The sequence below is a fragment of the Massilia sp. UMI-21 genome (genome assembly GCA_015277795.1).
GTDB lineage: Bacteria > Pseudomonadota > Gammaproteobacteria > Burkholderiales > Burkholderiaceae_D > Telluria.
In genome coordinates this window covers 341,936-360,496 of sequence record CP063848.1, presented here as the reverse complement: position 1 = coordinate 360,496, position 18,561 = coordinate 341,936, and the positions used below count along the sequence as shown (strand labels likewise).

Annotated in this window: 18 protein-coding genes; 12 read left to right on the top strand and 6 right to left on the bottom strand. The window is 66.6% G+C overall.

Features of this window, described 5'->3' with window-relative positions; all coding sequences use genetic code 11:
- Positions 1–34: 34 nt before the first annotated feature.
- The 4 genes from pip to IM543_01625 form a co-directional block, all read right to left on the bottom strand.
- On the bottom strand, positions 35–991 hold the full coding sequence (gene pip / locus IM543_01640; GenBank protein ID QOY94650.1) for a prolyl aminopeptidase: 957 nt from the start codon (positions 989–991) through the stop codon (positions 35–37).
- A 54-nt stretch (positions 992–1,045) separates the two neighbouring features.
- Entirely contained in the window at positions 1,046–2,368 is a 1,323-nt protein-coding gene (locus tag IM543_01635; GenBank protein ID QOY94649.1) for an amino acid deaminase, read from the bottom strand.
- Positions 2,369–2,498: 130 nt separating this feature from the next.
- Positions 2,499–3,239, bottom strand: a complete 741-nt coding sequence (locus tag IM543_01630) for a beta-ketoacyl-ACP reductase (protein ID QOY94648.1) — start codon at positions 3,237–3,239, stop codon at positions 2,499–2,501.
- Between the two features lie 87 nt (positions 3,240–3,326).
- Complete coding sequence (locus tag IM543_01625) at positions 3,327–4,505, bottom strand: acetyl-CoA C-acetyltransferase (GenBank protein ID QOY94647.1); 1,179 nt, start codon at positions 4,503–4,505, stop codon at positions 3,327–3,329.
- A 288-nt stretch (positions 4,506–4,793) separates the two neighbouring features.
- Between IM543_01625 and minC the strand changes: the two genes are divergently transcribed.
- Genes minC through minE form a run of 3 tightly spaced genes read left to right on the top strand, consistent with a single transcriptional unit; the run spans position 4,794 to position 6,708 of the window.
- A complete protein-coding gene (minC, locus tag IM543_01620) occupies positions 4,794–5,582 on the top strand; it encodes a septum site-determining protein MinC (GenBank protein ID QOY94646.1) in 789 nt (262 codons plus the stop codon).
- A 57-nt stretch (positions 5,583–5,639) separates the two neighbouring features.
- Positions 5,640–6,455, top strand: a complete 816-nt coding sequence (minD, locus tag IM543_01615) for a septum site-determining protein MinD (protein ID QOY94645.1) — start codon at positions 5,640–5,642, stop codon at positions 6,453–6,455.
- A 1-nt stretch (position 6,456) separates the two neighbouring features.
- Positions 6,457–6,708, top strand: coding sequence for a cell division topological specificity factor MinE (gene minE / locus IM543_01610; protein ID QOY94644.1), 252 nt, complete (start codon positions 6,457–6,459; stop codon positions 6,706–6,708).
- Positions 6,709–6,769: 61 nt separating this feature from the next.
- Here the strand turns inward: minE and IM543_01605 are convergent, their stop codons facing one another.
- Positions 6,770–7,264: a DUF697 domain-containing protein gene (locus IM543_01605; GenBank protein ID QOY96470.1), complete on the bottom strand. Its 495-nt coding sequence runs from the start codon at positions 7,262–7,264 to the stop codon at positions 6,770–6,772.
- Between the two features lie 234 nt (positions 7,265–7,498).
- Here IM543_01605 and IM543_01600 point away from each other — a divergent pair, with 234 nt between their 5' ends.
- The 9 genes from IM543_01600 (at position 7,499) to IM543_01560 (ending at position 17,433) form a co-directional block, all read left to right on the top strand.
- Positions 7,499–8,188, top strand: coding sequence for a response regulator transcription factor (locus IM543_01600; protein QOY94643.1), 690 nt, complete (start codon positions 7,499–7,501; stop codon positions 8,186–8,188).
- Positions 8,189–8,295: 107 nt separating this feature from the next.
- Positions 8,296–9,582, top strand: coding sequence for a glutamyl-tRNA reductase (locus IM543_01595; protein QOY94642.1), 1,287 nt, complete (start codon positions 8,296–8,298; stop codon positions 9,580–9,582).
- 83 nt (positions 9,583–9,665) lie between these two features.
- The gene (gene prfA, locus IM543_01590; GenBank protein ID QOY94641.1) at positions 9,666–10,742 is read left to right on the top strand and encodes a peptide chain release factor 1; all 1,077 of its coding nucleotides are present in this window, start codon (positions 9,666–9,668) and stop codon (positions 10,740–10,742) included.
- Between the two features lie 218 nt (positions 10,743–10,960).
- Positions 10,961–11,434 carry a disulfide bond formation protein B gene (locus IM543_01585; protein QOY96469.1) on the top strand — a complete coding sequence of 158 codons (474 nt, stop codon included), beginning with the start codon at positions 10,961–10,963 and terminating at the stop codon, positions 11,432–11,434.
- The gene (gene prmC / locus IM543_01580) at positions 11,431–12,282 is read left to right on the top strand and encodes a peptide chain release factor N(5)-glutamine methyltransferase (protein ID QOY94640.1); all 852 of its coding nucleotides are present in this window, start codon (positions 11,431–11,433) and stop codon (positions 12,280–12,282) included. The genes IM543_01585 and prmC overlap by 4 nt, the downstream gene beginning before the upstream one ends.
- Before the next feature lie 71 nt (positions 12,283–12,353).
- Entirely contained in the window at positions 12,354–14,192 is a 1,839-nt protein-coding gene (locus tag IM543_01575) for a DUF885 domain-containing protein (GenBank protein QOY94639.1), read from the top strand.
- A 94-nt stretch (positions 14,193–14,286) separates the two neighbouring features.
- Positions 14,287–15,882 (top strand): glutamate--cysteine ligase, encoded by a 1,596-nt coding sequence (locus IM543_01570; protein QOY96468.1) that lies wholly within the window; start codon positions 14,287–14,289, stop codon positions 15,880–15,882.
- Between the two features lie 25 nt (positions 15,883–15,907).
- On the top strand, positions 15,908–16,942 hold the full coding sequence (locus IM543_01565) for a histone deacetylase family protein (protein QOY94638.1): 1,035 nt from the start codon (positions 15,908–15,910) through the stop codon (positions 16,940–16,942).
- Between the two features lie 38 nt (positions 16,943–16,980).
- Positions 16,981–17,433, top strand: coding sequence for a GNAT family N-acetyltransferase (locus IM543_01560; protein ID QOY96467.1), 453 nt, complete (start codon positions 16,981–16,983; stop codon positions 17,431–17,433).
- Here IM543_01560 and IM543_01555 read toward each other — a convergent pair.
- Entirely contained in the window at positions 17,430–18,521 is a 1,092-nt protein-coding gene (locus IM543_01555; protein ID QOY94637.1) for a DUF3466 family protein, read from the bottom strand. The two genes, IM543_01560 and IM543_01555, sit on opposite strands and share 4 nt — an antisense overlap.
- Positions 18,522–18,561 lie beyond the last annotated feature (40 nt).

Here is an 18,561-nt window from a genome sequence, read left to right as displayed (position 1 = left end):
CTTTAGTGTAGCAGCCAGTGCCGGGTGCCGGGCGCTAATCGAAACCGCCGTGGCGCTTGAACTGCTCGGTGGCGCTCACCAGTGCGCGGGCGATGCCGGTCTCGAGGGCGCCGTGGCCGCCGTCCGGAATCATGTGCAGCTTGGCGCCGGGCCAGGCCTGGTGCAGGCGCCAGGCCGACAGCGGCGGACAGATCACATCGTAGCGTCCCTGCACGATGGTGGCCGGCAGGTGGGCGATGCGGCCGATGTCGCGCAGCAGCTGGTCTTCTTCAAGAAAGGCGCCGTGCAGCATGTAGTGCGACTCGAGGCGGCCCACGCCAAGGTCGAGCGCGTCGGACGAGGGTTCTTCCGGCTGCGGCAGCAGGAACACGCGGCGGCCCTCGAAGCGGCTCCAGGCGCGCGCGGCCGGCCAGTACACGGCGGGATCGTTGCACAGCAGGCGCTCGCAATAGGCCTTGAGCAGGTCGCCGCGCTCGGCCGAGGGGATCGGCGCCACGAATTCTTCGTACAGCTCGGGATAGAACCATTGGATGCCATTGATGAACCAGTCGACTTCCGCCTTCGTGCACAGGAAGATCCCGCGCAGCACGAAGCCGAGGCAGCGTTCGGGGTGGGCCTGGCCGTAGGCCAGCGCCAGCGTGGAGCCCCAGGAGCCGCCGAACACCAGCCACTGCTTGACGCCGAACATCTGCCGCAGGCGCTCGATGTCGTCGATCAGCAGCTGGGTGGTGTTGTTGCGCCACTCGCCCAGCGGCGTCGACTTGCCGGCGCCGCGCTGGTCGAACAGGATCACCCGGTAGGCGGCCGGGTCGAAGAAGCGCCGGTGCTGCGGCGACAGGCCGGCGCCCGGCCCGCCATGCAGGAAGATTACCGGAATGCCGTTGGGGTTGCCGACTTCTTCCCAGTAGATCGTGTGCAGCTCGTCGACGGCGAGCATGCCGTGGCGGATGGGCTGGATCGGCGGGAACAGGGACGGCGGCGTGGCGGGCATGGACGCGATTCTTTCGGCAAGTGAGAACCGATTGTAGCGTACCAGAGCGCCGTCTCAGAAGAAGGTGTTCAGCGCTTCCTGCACGTTGTATGCGTCGTCCACCGCCAGCAAGACCTGCCACTTGTCGAAGGTGGTGCAGGGGTGCGAGATGCCGCAGCCGACCAGGTCGCCCACCTGCAGCGTGTTGCGAACATCTCCCTCGGGAAGGCGCAGGTAGGCGTGCTGGTCGTTCATCTTGAAGATGGTGCAGCCGGGCGGCAGTTCCGCCGGCACGGTCGCGTCGCTGCCCGGGCGGTGCGAGAACAGCGGCGTCGGCAGCGCCTCGTCGTAAGAGGCGTCGCGCTTGCCCATGGTAAGGATGGCCAGGCCCGGCTCGGGGCGCGACTGCACCGTACTCCAGACTTCCAGCGCCGGCCGCAGGCCTTCTTCCGGCCGCGCTTCGCGCGCGTCGAGCTGGGCCAGCAGGCGCTGGTAGGAACCGTGGTCGCTGGTGAGGTAGCAGCCGCTGCGCAGCACGGGGCGCACCGGGCGCGACAGGCCGTCCATGCCCTGGAAGCCGCGCGCGACCAAGTCGAAATAGGACGAGCCGCCGGCCGAGATCAGGATCTCGGCGGCGCCGAACAGGCCTTCGCCATCCGCCGTTTCCACCAGGTCCACCAGCTCGGCCAGGAAAGCCTTCACTGCGCGGACGTCGGCGTCGCGGTCGGCGCTGACCAGCAGGCCTTCGTAGCCTTCGAAGCCGGCCAGGGCCAGGCCCTCGGCTTGCGCGATGGCGCGCGCCACCGCCAGCGCTTCTTCGGCCGTCCGGCAGCCAGCGCGCTTGCCGGCCAGGCCAAGTTCGACCAGCACCGGCAGGGAACGGCCCAAGCTGCGTGTCGTCACCGCCTGCGACAGGCGCGCTACCCCTTCCAGCGAGTCGGCCAGGACAAAACATTCGAAATCCGGATCGTCGTGCAAGAGCGCCAGCACGGCGTCGATGTCGGCGCGCGCCACCAGCTGGTTGGCCAGCAGTACGCGGCGCACATTGAAACGGTGCGCCACCTGCACCTGCGTGGCGCTGGCCAGCGTGATGCCCCAGGCGCCGTTGGCCAGCTGGGCCGCGAACAGCTGCGGGCTCATGGTGGTCTTGCCGTGCGGGGCCAGCGTGGCGCCGTGGCGTTCGCAGAAGGCCTTCATCCACGCCAGGTTGTGCTGCAGCGCCGAGGCCTTGAGCACGGCGACCGGGAAGGAGGTGTCGCCGCGCAGGACGTTCCAACCCTGGATGCCGACCGCGCCCTGGCGCAGGGGTTCGGTTAGCGGCAAGCCTTTGGTGCCGGGCGGCAGGAGTTGTTCGTCGAGGCTGGACAGGGCGAGGCCGTCGCGAGGCAAGCTGTGCATGGTAAATCTTCCGTTCTGTGAGCGGTGAAGGTGGACGACTGCAAACTGTAGACCAAAACAGCCGGCCGGGACAAACGGGCAAAAAAAAGCACCGCCGCAACGGTGCCTTTCTGCTGCCATAGCGCGGAACTTACTGCATGTGCTGCCCACCATTGATCGCAATGTTGGCGCCGGTCACGAACGCCGCCTCTTCCGACGACAGGTAAGCCACCAGGCCGGCGACTTCTTCCGGCTTGCCCAGGCGGCCCATCGGGATTTGCGGGATGATTTTCGATTCCAGCACTTCGCTCGGGATGTCCATCACCATCTTGGTGCCGATGTAGCCCGGCGAGATGGTGTTGACGGTCACGCCTTTGCGCGCCACTTCCAGGGCCAGGGCCTTGGTGAAGCCGTGCATGCCGGCCTTGGCGGCCGAGTAGTTGGTCTGGCCGAAGGCGCCCTTCTGGCCGTTCACCGACGAGATGTTGATGATGCGGCCCCAGCCGCGCTCGACCATGCCGTCGCAGACCGGCTTGGTCATGTTGAACACGGAATCCAGGTTGGTCTTCATGACCGCGTCCCAGTTCGGCTTGTCCATTTTCTTGAAAGTCATGTCGCGGGTAATGCCGGCGTTGTTCACCAGCACGTCGACCGGACCGACTTCCTGCTCGACCTGGCGCACGCAGGCCTGGGCCGAATCGTAGTCGGCAACGTCGCAGGGATAGGCCTTGAAGTCGAAGCCCTGCTCTTTCATCTGGCCCAGCCAGGCTTCCGCTTTCTTGTTGCCCGGCGAATACGTAGTGACGACCTTGTAACCCAAGGCGGCCAGCTTGATGCACACCGCTTCGCCCAGACCGCCCATGCCGCCCGTCACCAATGCTACTCGTGCCATTGTCTTCTCCAGTTTTATTGTCAATCACTTCCCTACGAACCGGGCAGCCACCCCGGGCTGCCCGACAGCAAAGCTTCCCGAACGCGCTCAGTCGCGCTCGACCGCCAGCGCCACACCCATGCCGCCGCCGATGCACAGGCTGGCCAGGCCGCGCTTGGCGTCGCGGCGCACCATTTCGTGCAGCAGGCTGACCAGCACGCGGCAGCCGGAGGCGCCGATCGGGTGGCCGAGGGCGATCGCGCCGCCGTTCACGTTGATCTTGGCGGTGTCCCAGCCCATTTCCTTGTTGACCGCGATGGCCTGGGCGGCAAACGCCTCGTTGATTTCCATGAGGTCGATGTCTTCGTGGGTCCAGCCGGCCTTCTGCAGGCACAGCTTGGTGGCCGAGACCGGGCCCATGCCCATGATCGACGGGTCCAGGCCGGCCGAGGCATAGGCCTTGATGCGCGCCAGCGGGGTCAGGCCCAGCTCCTTGGCCTTGGAGGCGCTCATCATGATGACGGCCGCGGCGCCGTCGTTGATGCCGGACGCGTTACCGGCGGTGACCGTGCCTTCCTTGTTGAAGGCAGGACGCAGGCTGGACAGGGTCTCGAGGGTCGAGCCGTGCTTCGGGTATTCGTCGGTGTCGAAGATGGTCGGACCCTTCTTGGACGGAATCTCGACCGGCAGGATCTCGTCCTTGAACTTGCCCGCTTTCTGGGCAGCTTCGGCCTTGAGCTGCGACTGCAGCGCGAATTCGTCCTGTTCGGCGCGCGAGACCTCGTACTTGCGTGCGACGTTCTCGGCGGTGACGCCCATGTGGTACTGGTTGTAGACGTCCCACAGGCCGTCGACGATCATGGTGTCGACCAGCTTGGCGTCGCCCATGCGGAAACCGTCGCGCGAGTTGTTCAGCACGTGCGGCGAGGCGCTCATGTTTTCCTGGCCGCCGGCGATGACGATCTGCGCGTCGCCGCACTTGATGGCCTGGGCCGCCAGGTGGGTGGCTTTGAGCCCGCTGCCGCAGACCATGTTGATGGTCTGGGCCGGCACCATGTCGGGCAGCCCGCCCTTGATGACGGCCTGGCGGGCCGGGTTCTGGCCGGTGCCGGCGGTGAGGACCTGGCCCATGATCACCTCGCTGACCGAGGCCGGATCGATGCCGTTTTTGGCCAGCAGCTGGCGAATCACGTGTGCGCCGAGTTCGGCGGCAGGTATCTTGGCCAGCGTGCCCCCGAATTTGCCCACCGGCGTGCGGCCGGCGGCCACGATGACGACATCTTCCATGTTGCTCTCCCTAGTCCCGGTCTGGCCGGATTGTTAAGACGGCTGGGCCGTAAAACCATGCATCTTACGGTTAGCACAAAGCCCATATTTAAGCGAAATCAATCTTATCAGCTTATTCACCAATTACAACCGTGGCGTGCCTCGCCGCTCAGCCTCTTGCGCGCTTATTGAACAGCCATCGCATGCCTGCGGCAACAGTCATTTCTACTAGGAATGATGCGTACGTAAAGCCCTTTTGGTCAAATTTCACAGTAGAATGCACGAGCGCAACGCCAACCAGACTGTTTTATGCTGAAGACCCCATCCTCGCTGCCCATCGAAATCAAGATCTCCACGGTCGTCGCCATCTCGACGATCCTGCGTTCGGCCGATCCGGCCACGATCGACGCGGCACTGCACCAGATGACCGGCGGGGTCGCGGATTTCTTCGAGGATGAGTTCGCGGTGATCGACATCGCCGCCATCGCCCATGAGGCCGCGGCGATCGACTGGAGCGCCCTGGTGGCGCTGCTGAAGAAGTACAGGCTCAATGCGGTGGCCGTACGCGGCGCCGGACCCGACATGGTAGAGGCGATCCGTGCCCACGGCCTGTCGCTGGACGACGGTTCGAGCGGCCTGCGTGCGTCCGACCGCGAAGCGCCGGTGGCCGCCGCGGTTCCGGCAGCGGCCCCGGTAACGACGCCCGCGCCCGAACCGGCGCCGGTCGCGGCACCGGCACCGCCGGCCCCGGTGGCCGCCATGGTCATCGACACCCCGGTGCGCGCCGGCCAGCGCATCTATGCGCGCGGCTGCGACCTGATCATTACCGCGGTCGTCAACAATGGCGCGGAAATCATCGCCGACGGCAGCATTCACGTGTATGCGCCACTCAACGGCCGGGCCCTGGCGGGCGCCTCCGGCAATCCGGACGCGCGCATCTTTGCCCTGTCGATGCAGCCGGAACTGGTGTCGATCGCCGGCGTATACCGCACCTTCGACGACGGCTTTCCGAACGACCTGTCGCGCCAGCCGGCCCAGATCCGTCTGGTGGGCGACCGGCTCGATATTTCATCGCTGGCGCTGGCAGCGCGCATGTAAGCCTGCGCAGATAAACATTGACCCGCAGATACTGCTAGAACTGTAAAGGACCTTTTTGTGGCACGAATTATTGTTGTGACGTCCGGCAAGGGCGGTGTGGGCAAAACCACTTCGAGCGCGAGCTTTTCGAGCGGCCTGGCCCTGCGCGGCCACAAGACCGCGGTCATCGACTTCGACGTCGGCCTGCGCAACCTCGACCTGATCATGGGTTGCGAACGCCGCGTCGTGTATGACCTGATCAACGTGGTCAATGGCGAAGCGACCCTGAACCAGGCGCTGATCAAGGACAAGCACACCGACAACCTGTTCATCCTGCCGGCGTCGCAGACGCGCGACAAGGATGCGCTGAGCGAAGAGGGCGTGGAGCGCGTGCTGAACGACCTGGTGCAGATGGGCTTCGAGTTCATCATCTGCGACTCGCCGGCCGGCATCGAGCACGGCGCCCTGATGGCGCTGACCTTCGCCGACGAGGCAATCATCGTCACCAACCCGGAAGTGTCCTCGGTGCGCGACTCGGACCGCATCCTCGGCATCATCCAGGCCAAGTCGCGTCGCGCCCAGAGCGGTTCGGAGCCGGTCAAGGAGCACCTCCTGATCACCCGCTACTCGCCGAAGCGCGTCGACGCCGACGAAATGCTGTCCTACCAGGACGTGCAGGAAATCCTGCGCATCCCGCTGATCGGCATCATTCCGGAATCGGAATCCGTGCTGCACGCCTCGAACCAGGGCAACCCGGCGATCCATTTCAAGGGCACCGACGTGGCCGAGGCCTATGAAGACGTGATCGCCCGCTTCCTGGGCGAAGACCGCCCGCTGCGCTTCACCAGCTACGAAAAGCCGGGCCTGTTCCAGCGCATCTTTGGAGCCAAGTGATATGGCACTTCTCAACTTCCTGTTCCCGGAAAAAAAGAAGAGCGCCTCAGCTGCCAAGGAACGCCTGCAGATCATCATCGCCCGCGAACGCAGCAGTGTCACCGGTCCGGACTTCCTGCCGGCCCTGCACCGCGAGTTGATCGAAGTAATTTCGAAGTACACCAAGGTCAGCGCAGACGACATCAAGATTTCGCTCGACCGCCAGGGCAACCTGGAAGTGCTCGACGTGAACGTGGTGCTGCCGGACGTTTGATCCGTGCAACCGATAAACAAATGCCCGCTTAAGCGGGCATTTGTTTATCGGCATCGCTGCCTCATGCCGGCGCCGTGCCGGGCTCAAGCACCCGCGCCTTCTGCAACTCGCGCGCCACCTGGGCGCAGGCTTCCACGTGCTGGTAGCCCATCCTGCGAAACAGGGCGAAACCGATCGCCGCCGAGGCGATCTGCCCGGCCACCGGTACGACCTTGGTCGCCGTCTTGACCGCAATCTTGAGGCCGGCGCGCTTGAACAGCGCGAGCACCAGTTTCTGCGTCACTATCTTTCCGACCAGCATGCCGCCGACCGAGGCCGCCGCCTGGTAGGCCAGTACCTGCAGGCGCGGATGCAGGCGTTCGATCTGCTTCTGGCTCAGGCCGAATGCATCGTTGATTTCTTCCACCAGCACCGTGAATGTGGTCAGGTCCGACAGGATATCGACCCCCGGAAGCGGTACCGCCGCCACGCCGGCCGCCACCAGCGCCCGCTTGCGCACCATGTCGCGACAGCGCTCGCGCGCCAGTTCGATCTCGGCGCCGCTCACCGGCTCCAGCTTTGGCTCGGCCTCGACAAGCGCTTTCTTTTTGCGTCGAAACAACATATCGCCTCCCGTTTTCTTCGTAACAACGAGTGTAACGCTCTCCGGCATTCAGCCTTAACACAACAGATCTAATTTCCGGAACGCAAACTCATTATTTCTGTAGCGCTATTTTGTGAAAGTCTGCTATATTCGGTTTAACCCTTGTAGGATGCTTCCTACAAAGGCAACCTTACCAGTAGATGTGATATGAAGATTGCCGTTCTCGAACAAGACCGCAGCCAGGCTGAACTCATTTGTCAGGTGCTGACCGCGGCCGGCCACAACTGCCAGCCCTACGACAGTGCCAAGGAATGCCTTGCGCAATTGCGTAAGGAAAATGCCGACATGCTGGTAATGGACTGGAACCTTCCCGACATGGATGGGGCGGAAATCCTGCGCCGCGCCAAGGAAAAAATGGCGTCGAATGCGCCGATGATCTTCTTGGTGGGTAATAACGCCGAGGACGACATCATCGCCGGCGTCACCGCCGGCGCCGACGACTACCTGGTCAAGCCGCTGCGCCGTGGCGAACTGGTGGCCCGCGTGTCGGCCCTGCTGCGCCGCGCCTACCCGTCGCAGAACAGCGCCGAGCAGCTGCAATTCGGTCCGTTCACCTTCGAAACCCGTCCGGGGCGCCTGCTCAAGGATGGCTCGATCATCGACGTCACCCAGAAGGAATTCTCGCTGGCGCTGCTGTTCTTCCGTAACATCGGTCGGCCCCTGTCGCGCGCCTATATCCATGAATCGGTCTGGGTACGCGATACCGACGTGCCTTCGCGCACCATGGACACCCATGTTTCGCGCGTGCGTAACAAGCTCAGCCTGCGTCCGGAGAACGGTTTCCGCCTGGTGCCGGTGTACAGCTACGGCTATCGCCTCGAAAAGCTCGGCGCCTGAGCCCCGCCTTGGCATTGCGCCAAGACGGCGGCCGGCCCCGGCCGCCCCCTGAAACCCTGCTCGCGTAAGGGTATAATGGGACCATACCCATCGCCCCCCGCCCCACCATGCAACTGCTTGCCGTTGGCCTGAACCACACGACCGCACCGGTCTCGCTGCGTGAGCAGCTGGCGCTCGCGCCCGACCAGCTCGGCAATGCGGTGCAGGCGGCGCGCGGCTGGTTCGCGCGCCAGGCGAGCAATGGCGGCGCGGGCGTCGGCAACGAAGCAGCCATCCTGTCGACCTGCAACCGCACCGAGATGTACGCGGCCAGCGACATCGCCCATCCGCTCGATGCCTCGGCCCAGTTCCTGGCCCACTACCACGCGCTCAACTTCGCCGAATTGCGCCCGCACCTGTATATGCTGCCGCAAGACAGCGCGGTGCGCCACGCCTTCCGTGTCGCCTCCGGGCTCGACTCGATGGTGCTGGGCGAACCGCAGATCCTCGGGCAAATGAAAGACGCGGTGCGCACCGCCGAGGAAGCCGGCGGCCTGGGCACCTACCTGCACCAGCTGTTCCAGCGCAGCTTCGCGGTGGCCAAGGAAGTGCGCAGCACCACCGAGATCGGCGCCCACAGCGTCTCGATGGCGGCTGCCGCGGTGCGCCTGTCGCAGCGCATTTTCGATCGCATCGCCGACCAGCACGTGCTGTTCATCGGCGCCGGCGAAATGATCGAACTGTGCGCCGCCCACTTCGCGGCGCACAACCCGAAATCGGTCACCATCGCCAACCGCAGCATGGAACGCGGCCAGGCGCTGGCGGCGCGCTACAACGGCGAGGCGATCCGCCTGGCCGACCTGCCCGAGCGCCTGCAGCACTTCGACATCGTGATCTCCTGCACCGCCTCGACCTTGCCGCTGATCGGCCTGGGGCTGGTCGAGCGCGCGGTCAAGGCGCGCCGCCACCGCCCGGTGTTCATGGTCGACCTGGCCGTGCCGCGCGACATCGAACCCGAAGTCGCGCGCCTGGACGACGTGTTCCTGTACACCGTGGACGACCTCGCGCAGGTGGTACAAACCGGCATGGAGAGCCGCCAGGCCGCCGTGGCCCAGGCCGAAGCCATCATCGAAACGCGCGTGCAGTCTTTCATGAGCTGGGTCGGCGACCGCGCCATGGTGCCGGTGATCCGCGACCTGCACGAGTCGAGCGAGGCGCTGCGCCTGGCCGAACTCGACCGCGCGCGCAGGCTGCTGGCGCGCGGCGACGATCCCGAGGCCGTGCTCGAAGCGCTGTCCCGGGGGCTCACCGCCAAGTTCCTGCACGGCCCGCAGCAGGCGCTGCACCATGCCCAGGGCGACGAGCGCGCCCGCCTCGCCGGCCTGCTGCCCCAGTTGTTCCGCGGCCGCCGTTAGCGGCCCTTCCCCGTCTGTCCGCGTCCCCTGTGGACGCATCCGGCCGTCCCCGTGCGGCTTCCCGAACCTTACCGAACAAGCCTATGAAACCATCCATGCTGGCCAAGCTGGACCAACTGGCCAACCGACTCGTCGAACTGGACGAACTCCTGATGTCCGAAGGCGCCACCGCGAATATGGACAGCTACCGCAAGATGACGCGCGAGCACGCCGAGCTGTCGCCGCTGGTCGCCCTGTACCGCCAGTACGGCGCGGCCCAGGACGACATCGCCGCAGCCCAGGAGATGGCGCAGGATCCGGAAATGAAGGACTTCGCGCAGGAAGAGATCGAGGCCGCGCGCGCGCGCCTGGCCGCCCTCGAGCTCGATCTTCAAAAAATGCTGCTGCCGAAGGACGCCAACGACGAGCGCAACATCTTCCTCGAGATCCGCGCCGGCACCGGCGGCGACGAGTCGGCGCTGTTCGCCGGCGACCTGCTGCGCATGTACAGCCGTTTCGCGGAGCGCAACCGCTGGCAGGTCGAACTGGTGTCGGAGTCGCCCTCGGACCTGGGCGGCTACCGCGAAGTCATCGTGCGCATCATCGGCAACGGGGTCTATTCGAAACTGAAGTTCGAATCGGGCGGCCATCGCGTGCAGCGCGTTCCCGCCACCGAGACCCAGGGCCGCATCCACACCTCGGCCTGCACGGTCGCCGTGATGCCGGAAGCCGACGAGGTCGAGGACGTCAACATCAACCCGGCCGACCTGCGCATCGACACCTACCGCGCCTCCGGCGCCGGCGGACAGCACATCAACAAGACCGATTCGGCGGTGCGCATCACCCACCTGCCCACGGGCATCGTGGTGGAATGCCAGGACGACCGCAGCCAGCACAAGAACAAGGCGCAAGCGCTGAAGGTGCTGGCCGCGCGCATCAAGGACGTGCAGCTGCGCGAGCAGCAGTCGAAAGAGGCGGCCACCCGCAAGAGCCTGATCGGCTCGGGCGATCGCAGCGAACGGATCCGCACCTACAACTTCCCGCAGGGCCGCCTGACCGACCACCGCATCAACCTGACCTTGTACAAGCTGGACTTCATCATGGACGGCGACCTGCTCGAACTGACCAATGCGCTGGCGGCGGAGCACCAGGCGGAGCTGCTGGCGGCGCTGGGCGACTGATTCTGTAGGGTGGGCGGGGTAATTTCGGCCAATGGCCGGAATTACGAACGCCCGCGCGTTCAAATGCAGCGTGAATGAATGCGGCGCGATTGTTCACGGAATGCTTGAACGCGCGGACGGCAGAGCCGTCCACCCTACCTTAAGCAAAGAGTAAGTAGTTGAGCAGGCTTCATGCGAGAATGCCTCGTTCCAAACAACACCTACAAAACATACCGATGCTGCCCTCCAACCGCCAGATCCTGTTTGCCATCTCGTCGATCTGCTTCGCGCTGATCGCGGTCGCCCTCTACCTGCAGCACATCCTGCAGATGCTGCCCTGCCCGCTGTGCGTGATCCAGCGCTACATGTTCCTGGCGGTCGGCATCGCGAGCCTGGTGTCTGCCGTCAGCGGCAAGGTCCGCGAAGGCACGATGCTGGCCCTGCTGGCGGCCCTGGGCGGCCTGTTCGCGGTCGGCAAGCACCTGTGGGTGATCGCCCACCCGGGCTTCACCTGCGGCATCGATCCGATGGAGACTTTCCTCAACAAGATCCCGACCGCCGAATACCTGCCCTGGCTGTTCCGCGCCGACGGCCTGTGCGAAGGCGCCACCGATTCGCTGCTGGGCCTCGCGATTCCGCAGTGGTCGGCGGTCTGGTTCGTGGTGCTGACCGTGCTGCTGGCCTTTGTCCTGCTGCGCAAGCCACGCGCATGAACGGCGTCGCACAGGCCGGCGCGACGATCCGGCAGCTCCAGGGCACGCTGCCGCTGGAACCGCTGGAAAACCGCATCCTGCTGTGCCATGCGCTGGGACTGTCGCGGGTCGGCCTGATCACCCAGTCCGAGCGCGCCTTGACGGCCGACGAAGCCGCGCGTCTCGATGCGCTGGTGCAGCGCCGCCTGCAGGGCGAACCGATCGCCTACATCGTCGGCGAACGCGAATTCTTCGGCCTGCCGTTCAAGGTCGGCCCCGGCGTCCTGATTCCCCGCCCGGACACCGAACTGCTGGTCGAACTGGCGCTCGAGCGCCTGGCGCCGCACGGCCGCCTGCTCGACATGGGCACCGGCAGCGGCGCCATCGCCGTGGCCTGCGCCCACAGCCGCCAGGACGCCGCCGTCACCGCGCTGGATGTCAGCCAGGACGCCCTCGCCATCGCGCGCGCCAATGCCGCGGCAAATGGCGCCGCGGTGCGCTTCCTGCGCAGCGACTGGTTCGCGGCCCTGGGCGACGGCGGGGACAGTGGTGTGTACAGTGAGCGCTTCGAGATCATCGCCTCCAACCCGCCCTACATCGCGGCCGGCGACGCCCACCTGGCGCAGGGCGACCTGCGTTTCGAGCCGGCCGGCGCCCTCACCGACCACGCCGACGGCCTGTCGGCCCTGCGCGTCATCATCGCCGGCGCGCCCGCCCACCTGGCGCCGGGCGGCTGGCTGCTGCTCGAACACGGCTACGACCAGGCCGCGGCCGTGCGCACCCTGCTGGCCGCGCGCGGCTTCATCGAGGTGCAGAGCTGGCGCGACCTGGCCGGGATCGAACGCGTCAGCGGCGGCCGCCTGTCCTAGGCTGCGCGGCGCCTGCGCCACCATTGTTACAATGACCAGTTCCTGAACGCCGGCCCCGGATGGGCAACTGCATGCGCAAACTGTTCGCCTCGATCGTCCTGCTCGTCCCCCTGGTCTGCGCTGCCGCCGACAGCGCAGCGATCGCCGGCGCCGACAGTGCGCGCCAGTTGTTCGAACGCGAGTGGCAATGGCAGCTGCGCCAGCAGCCCGAATACGCCACCGGCATCGGCGCGCACCGCCACGACGCGCTGCTGGCCGATACCTCGCTGGAGGCGCGTGCCGCCGCCGTCGAACACACCCGCGAGGTGCTGGAAGAAGCGCGCCGGCTCGACCGCAACGAACTCGAAGGCCAGGACCGGCTCTCGCTCGACCTGTTCGTGGCCGCGCACGAGCGCAGGCTGGCGGCCGCCGCCTTCACGCCCTTCGATCCGCAGCCGCTCAGCAACTGGGACGGCCTGCACCTGCGCCTGCCGCGCCTGGTCGCGCAGATGCCCTTCCTCACCGAACAGGACTATCGCACCTATTTTTCGCGCCTGAACGCCTTGCCGGCCCATGTCGACGGCCTGATCGAGCAGATGCGCGCCGGAATGCGCGCCGGCTGGACCGTGCCGAAGGTGGCGATCGCGCTGGTGCCGGAGGCGCTGCGCCGCCTGCGCGAAGACATCGCCGCCGGTCCCCTGAACGCACCGCTGCAGCGCATTCCCGCCTCGATCGAGCCCGAGGTGCGCGAGGATCTGCTCGACGACGGCATCACGGCGCTGGCGGAGGCCGCCGTGGCCCTGTACCGGCTGGAAGACTTCCTGCGCAGCGACTACCTGCCGGCTGCGCGCGAGACCATCGGCGCCGCCAGCCTGCCCGGCGGGGACGCCTGGTATGCCTTCCAGGTGCGCAATGCCACCACCACCAGCTTGAGCCCGGCCGAGGTGCATGCGATCGGCCTGAAGGAAGTCGCGCGCATCCGCGCCGAGATGGCCGCCCTGGTGCCGCGCACCGGTTTTCGCGGAAACCTCGAGCGCTTCCTGGCCTTCGCCCGCACCGACCGGCGCCTGTTCTTCAAGCAGCCCGAAGCCCTGTTGGGGCGCTACCGCAAGGCCGTTGCGCGGGCCCAGGCAAAGCTGCCCAGGGTGGTGACGACGGTGCCGGACGCCGACATCGCCGTCAAGCCGATGCAGCAAATTGCCGGACAAGGCGGCCAGCCGGTGGCCTATTACGAAGCCGGCAGCGAGGAACGCAGCGCGGCGCTAGTGGTCGACGTCGCGCATCTGGACACGCGCCCGATCTGGCAGGTGGACAGCGTGGCGCTGCACGAAGCCCTGCCCGGCCACCACCTGCAGGTGGCGCGCGCGCAGTCGCTGCCGGAGCTGCCGGCATTCCGGCGCCACGGCTGGTACGACGCCTTCGGCGAAGGCTGGGCCACCTATGCCGAGGGGCTTGGCCCCCTGCTGGGCTTCTTCGACGATCCGTTCTCGCGCTTCGGCCAGCTCAACGAAGAGATGCTGCGCGCGGCGCGGCTGGTCGTGGACACCGGCATCCACACAATGGGCTGGTCGCGCAAGCAGGCGGTCGACTACCTGAACGCGCATACCGCCAGTCCGCCGCCGGACAACGAGCTGGAAGTCGACCGCTACATCGCCAGGCCGGCCCAGGCGCTGGCCTACAAGATCGGCCAGCTGCGCATTGCGGCGCTGCGCGACAAGGCCAGGGCGGCGCTGGGCGAGCGCTTCGACCTGCGCCGCTTCCACGACGCGGTGCTCAAGGGCGGCGCGCTGCCGCTGGACCTGCTCCAGCGCCAGGTGGAGCGCTGGATCGCGAGCGAAAAGGAAGCCGCCAAAGCGGCAGTCCTGCCGGCTTCCCCGCCCCCTTCCGCCCCTGCTCCCGAGGGGACCGCCATCCCCACCGGGCAGGAATGAGGGGCCTCCCGGCGCACTTGCCGTTTTTCGGTTACTCTCTGCTCCAACTGAATTTGGCAGTACAAGAAAGGAAACATCCGTGTCCAAGCAACCCGTGTCGAACCAACTCCAGCGCCGCCTGGCCCTGCTCGACGACGACGACCACCGCGCCCTGCTCGGCCAGGGCCTGCGCGGCATCGAACGCGAAACCCTGCGCGTGGACCGGCACGGCCACCTGGCGCGCACCCCGCATCCGATCCAGCTCGGTTCGGCGCTGACCCATCCGCAGATCACCACCGACTACGCCGAAGCCCTGCTGGAGTTCATCACGCCGGCCGAACACGACATCTCGACGGTGCTGCACCACCTCGACGCCATCCACCGCTTCGCCTACGCACGCCTGAAGGACGAGATGCTGTGGAGCGTGTCGATGCCGGGCGAACTGCCGCCCGAGGAAGACATCGAGATCGGCTGGTACGGGACGTCCAACCTCGGGATGCTCAAGCACGTCTACCGCCGCGGCCTGGCGCTGCGCTACGGGAAGGCGATGCAGTGCATCGCGGGCATCCACTACAACTACTCGCTGCCGGAAAAGCTGTGGCAGCTGGTGGCCGCCAGCGAAGGCATCCACGAGGAACGCCGCAATGCGCTGCGCGACTTCCAGTCGGAGAGCTACATTGCGATGATTCGCAACTTCCGCCGCTACAGCTGGCTCCTGATGTACCTGTTCGGCGCCACCCCGGCCGTGGCCACCAGCTTCCTGCACGGCCGCGAGCACCGGCTCGAGACCCTGTCGGACGACACGCTCTACCTGCCCTACGCCACCAGCCTGCGCATGAGCGACCTGGGTTACCAGAACGACGCCCAGGCCGGCCTGCGTCCGCACGAGAACAGCCTGGAAAGCTATGTCACCAGCCTGATGTCGGCGGTGAACACGCCCTATGAACCGTATGCGGCGATCGGCACCAAGAAAGACGGCGAGTGGGTCCAGCTGTCGACCAATGTGCTGCAGATCGAAAACGAGTACTACTCGACGATCCGTCCGAAGCGCGTGATCCGCACCGGCGAGCGTCCGGTGCAGGCCCTGTGCAACCGCGGCGTGCAGTACATCGAGGTGCGCTGCCTCGACGTCGACCCGTTCGAGCCGGTCGGCATCAGCCTCGAGACCGGCCGCTTCCTCGATGCCTTCCTGCTGTTCTGCGCCTTCGAGGAAAGCCCCCTGATCAGCGCCCACGAAAGCCAGGTCCACGCGCGCAACTTCGCGCGTACGGTGAAACAAGGCCGCGACCCGGCCCTCACGCTCACCCGCGATGGCCTCGAGCTGCCGCTCAAGGACTGGGCGCTGGAGCTGGTCGAGCGCATCCGCCCGCTGGCGCAGCTGCTGGACGACCAGCACAACGAGGGCAATGTGCACGAATCCTCGCTCAACCTGCAGAAGGCCAAGATCATCAACCCGGCGCTGACCCCGTCGGCGCGGGTACTCGAAGAGATCCGCGGCCTGGGTTCGGCCAGCGCCTTCGGCCTGCGCCAGAGCGAACTGCATGCGGCCAGCTTCCGCGACAGTCCCCTGATGCCGGCCGAAGAAGCGCTGTTCGACGAGATGGCAAGCAAATCGCTGGCCGAGCAGGCGGCGATCGAGCAGGCCGACAGCGTCAGCTTCGACGACTTCGTCGCCGCCTACAACTGCAGCAAGCTGTGCGACAACCAATAGCCTTGATTCCGGCGCCGGCACCCGCATGCTCACGTTCTACAACGAACACCATGTCCAGCAGGCCGCCTGGCGCGGCGCGGCGCCGTGGGACGGGCAGCCCGACGCGGTCGGCCTGACACTGGGGGAGTTCGAGCGGCGCGGCCTGGGGCGCGTCGTCACCCCGCACGGGGTGCCGCTGGTATCGCTCGAACGCGTGCACACGCCGCGCTACCTGCACTTCCTGCGTACGGCGTGGAGCGCGTGGACCGCGCTCGATCCGGCCAATGCGCAGCAGGACCTCTTGCCCGTCTTCTGGCCGCCGCGCGGCATCACCTCCGAACCGGAACCGGAGGATGTGCTTGCGCGCCTCGGCCTGTTCGCCGCCGACGGCCGCACGCCGCTTCATGGCGGCACCTGGAGCGCGGCCAAGACCGGTGCCGACTGCGCCATCAATGCCGCGCACGCCCTGCGCGTGGGGGAGCGCGGCAGCTTCGCCCTGACCCATCCGCCCGGCCACCATGCGCGCGCCGAGGGTTTCGGCGGCGGCTGCTTCCTGAACAATGCCGCGCTGGCGGCGCAGCACCTGCTGGACGACGGTTTGCAGCGCGTGGCCATCCTGGACATCGCGCGCCACCACGGCGACGGCACCCAGGACATCTTCTACGGGCGCAGCGATGTGCTGTGCGTGTCGATCCACCTCGACCCATGCCATGCCTATCCCTGGTATGCCGGCCATGCCGGCGAACAGGGCACGGGCGCGGGACTCGGCTACAACATGAACCTGCCGCTGGCGCAGGGCTGCGGCAGCGCCGCGTGGCTTGCCGCGCTGGAGACGGCCTGCGTCAAGCTGGCCATGTGCCGTCCCCAAGCGCTGGTGGTGGCGCTGGACGGCGGCATGGCTTGCGCGTTCGGGCTGCAGGGCGGCGACTTCCTGCGCATCGGCGAACGCATCGCCCACCTCGGCCTGCCGGCGGTCTTCCTGTTCGAGGGGGCTGCGCAGGCCGGCTCGATCGGAAACAGCGGAAACAGTGGCGGCACCGCTACAATCAACATCCTCGAAGCATACGAAACCGCCGCGTGAGCCTTGCCACGCGCGTCACCCACATCCCGGCTATTCCCATGATCGACTGGCAGTTCACCCATTTCAAGGACCTCACCCCCGCCGACCTGTACGAGGTGCTGGCCCAGCGCCAGGACGTGTTCATCCTCGAGCAGACCTGCCTCTATCCCGACATCGACGGGCTCGACCCGCAGGCCCACCACCTGCTCGGCTGGCGCATGGTGGAGGGCAGGCGTCAGCTGGCCGCCTACCTGCGCGTGCTCGGTCCCGGCGTGAAATACGACGAGATGTCGCTCGGCCGCGTGATCACGACCAAGGCTGCGCGCGGCAGCGGCGCCGGCCGCGCCCTGCTGCTCGAAGGCATCGCGCGCGCCGAGGCGCTGTATCCGGGCCACCGCATCCGCATCGGCGCCCAGCAGTACCTGGAAAAGTTCTACCAGGGTTTCGGCTTCGACACTGTCTCCGCCCCCTACGACGAAGACGGCATCATGCACGTCGACATGCTGCGCTAGGAAAAGCGTACGTTGTCGCGCCCGCCCGCATGGCGCCGCCCCGCCAGCAGGACCAGCCCGGCCGCCAGCAGCGCAAAGCCGCCCGGTTCGGGCACCGCGGAGACCAGGTCGAGCCGCACCGACAGGCACTCGTCCATCCGGCAGGCGGTACCGAGGATTTGGCGCGCGTCGTTGATATCGACGGCTTCGACCACCCACCAGCCGTCGGCGCCATCGACCAACCGGTTCAGGTTGCGCATCGTGCCGTCCAGGTACAGGAAGGCGGCCCGTTCTTCTTGCCAGTATTGGGACCAGCCGACCGCCATCCCGAGATTGTTGATTGCCCTGGCCTCGCCGGCGACGTAGTCATCACCGTCCAGGGGGCCCAGCGAACGCATCGCACCGCCGCTGTAGAGGAAGGGAACCGTGTCTCCGGTTTCGTCGTGCGACCAGCCGACGACTTGCCCCAGGTCGTTGATATCGTTGGCGGCGCTGTCCCAGCCGCCGAGGCTGCCCAGGTCGTGCATGGCGCCGTCCTGGTACAGGAAAGCGTGCCCGGTCCAGGGCGAGTCGGCCCCCTCGTAGGTCGAGCTGCCCACCACCTGGCCGTGGCGGTTGATCGCCGTCGAGATGGCCCAGGTTTCCCAGCCGCGCAGCGTGCCGAGCATCTGCACGCTGCCGTTCACGTCTACCCAGGCGTGCTGGTCGCCGCCGAAGGTGGCATACTCGCCGGCCACGTGGCCCAGGTCGTTCAGGCCGTTGGCGCGCCCGGTCTGGACCTCGTCGAGCACCGGCCCGGCCTTGCGCAGCGTGCCGGATGTATACAGGAAGGGCTGGCCGTAGCTTCCGTTCAGGGCGCCGGCGACATCGCCACGGTTGTTGATCGCGTAGCCGTAGCTGTTCGCACCCAGGCCCAGATTGACCAGTGCGGCGCCATCCCAGACGCTGACGCCCTCGGCCGTATTGCCGACGATACGGCCCGCATTGTTGATGGCCCTGGCATCAAAGCCCGCCGGCAGGAAAGAGATCGAATAAACCGGCTCCGCCACCGCCACGACCGGGCAGGCCAGCAGCGCCAGCAGGCCAAGCGTGATTTTTCTTGACACCATGATCGCCCTTGATAGTTATCGATATTACAAGCATGCGGCA

Coding starts and splice junctions, on each gene's coding strand:
- pip (QOY94650.1), bottom strand. CDS start 991: ATGCCCGCCACGCCGCCGTCCCTGTTCCCGCCGATCCAGCCCATCCGC.
- IM543_01635 (QOY94649.1), bottom strand. CDS start 2,368: ATGCACAGCTTGCCTCGCGACGGCCTCGCCCTGTCCAGCCTCGACGAA.
- IM543_01630 (QOY94648.1), bottom strand. CDS start 3,239: ATGGCACGAGTAGCATTGGTGACGGGCGGCATGGGCGGTCTGGGCGAA.
- IM543_01625 (QOY94647.1), bottom strand. CDS start 4,505: ATGGAAGATGTCGTCATCGTGGCCGCCGGCCGCACGCCGGTGGGCAAA.
- minC (QOY94646.1), top strand. CDS start 4,794: ATGCTGAAGACCCCATCCTCGCTGCCCATCGAAATCAAGATCTCCACG.
- minE (QOY94644.1), top strand. CDS start 6,457: ATGGCACTTCTCAACTTCCTGTTCCCGGAAAAAAAGAAGAGCGCCTCA.
- IM543_01600 (QOY94643.1), top strand. CDS start 7,499: ATGAAGATTGCCGTTCTCGAACAAGACCGCAGCCAGGCTGAACTCATT.
- IM543_01595 (QOY94642.1), top strand. CDS start 8,296: ATGCAACTGCTTGCCGTTGGCCTGAACCACACGACCGCACCGGTCTCG.
- prfA (QOY94641.1), top strand. CDS start 9,666: ATGAAACCATCCATGCTGGCCAAGCTGGACCAACTGGCCAACCGACTC.
- prmC (QOY94640.1), top strand. CDS start 11,431: ATGAACGGCGTCGCACAGGCCGGCGCGACGATCCGGCAGCTCCAGGGC.
- IM543_01575 (QOY94639.1), top strand. CDS start 12,354: ATGCGCAAACTGTTCGCCTCGATCGTCCTGCTCGTCCCCCTGGTCTGC.
- IM543_01565 (QOY94638.1), top strand. CDS start 15,908: ATGCTCACGTTCTACAACGAACACCATGTCCAGCAGGCCGCCTGGCGC.
- IM543_01560 (QOY96467.1), top strand. CDS start 16,981: ATGATCGACTGGCAGTTCACCCATTTCAAGGACCTCACCCCCGCCGAC.
- IM543_01555 (QOY94637.1), bottom strand. CDS start 18,521: ATGGTGTCAAGAAAAATCACGCTTGGCCTGCTGGCGCTGCTGGCCTGC.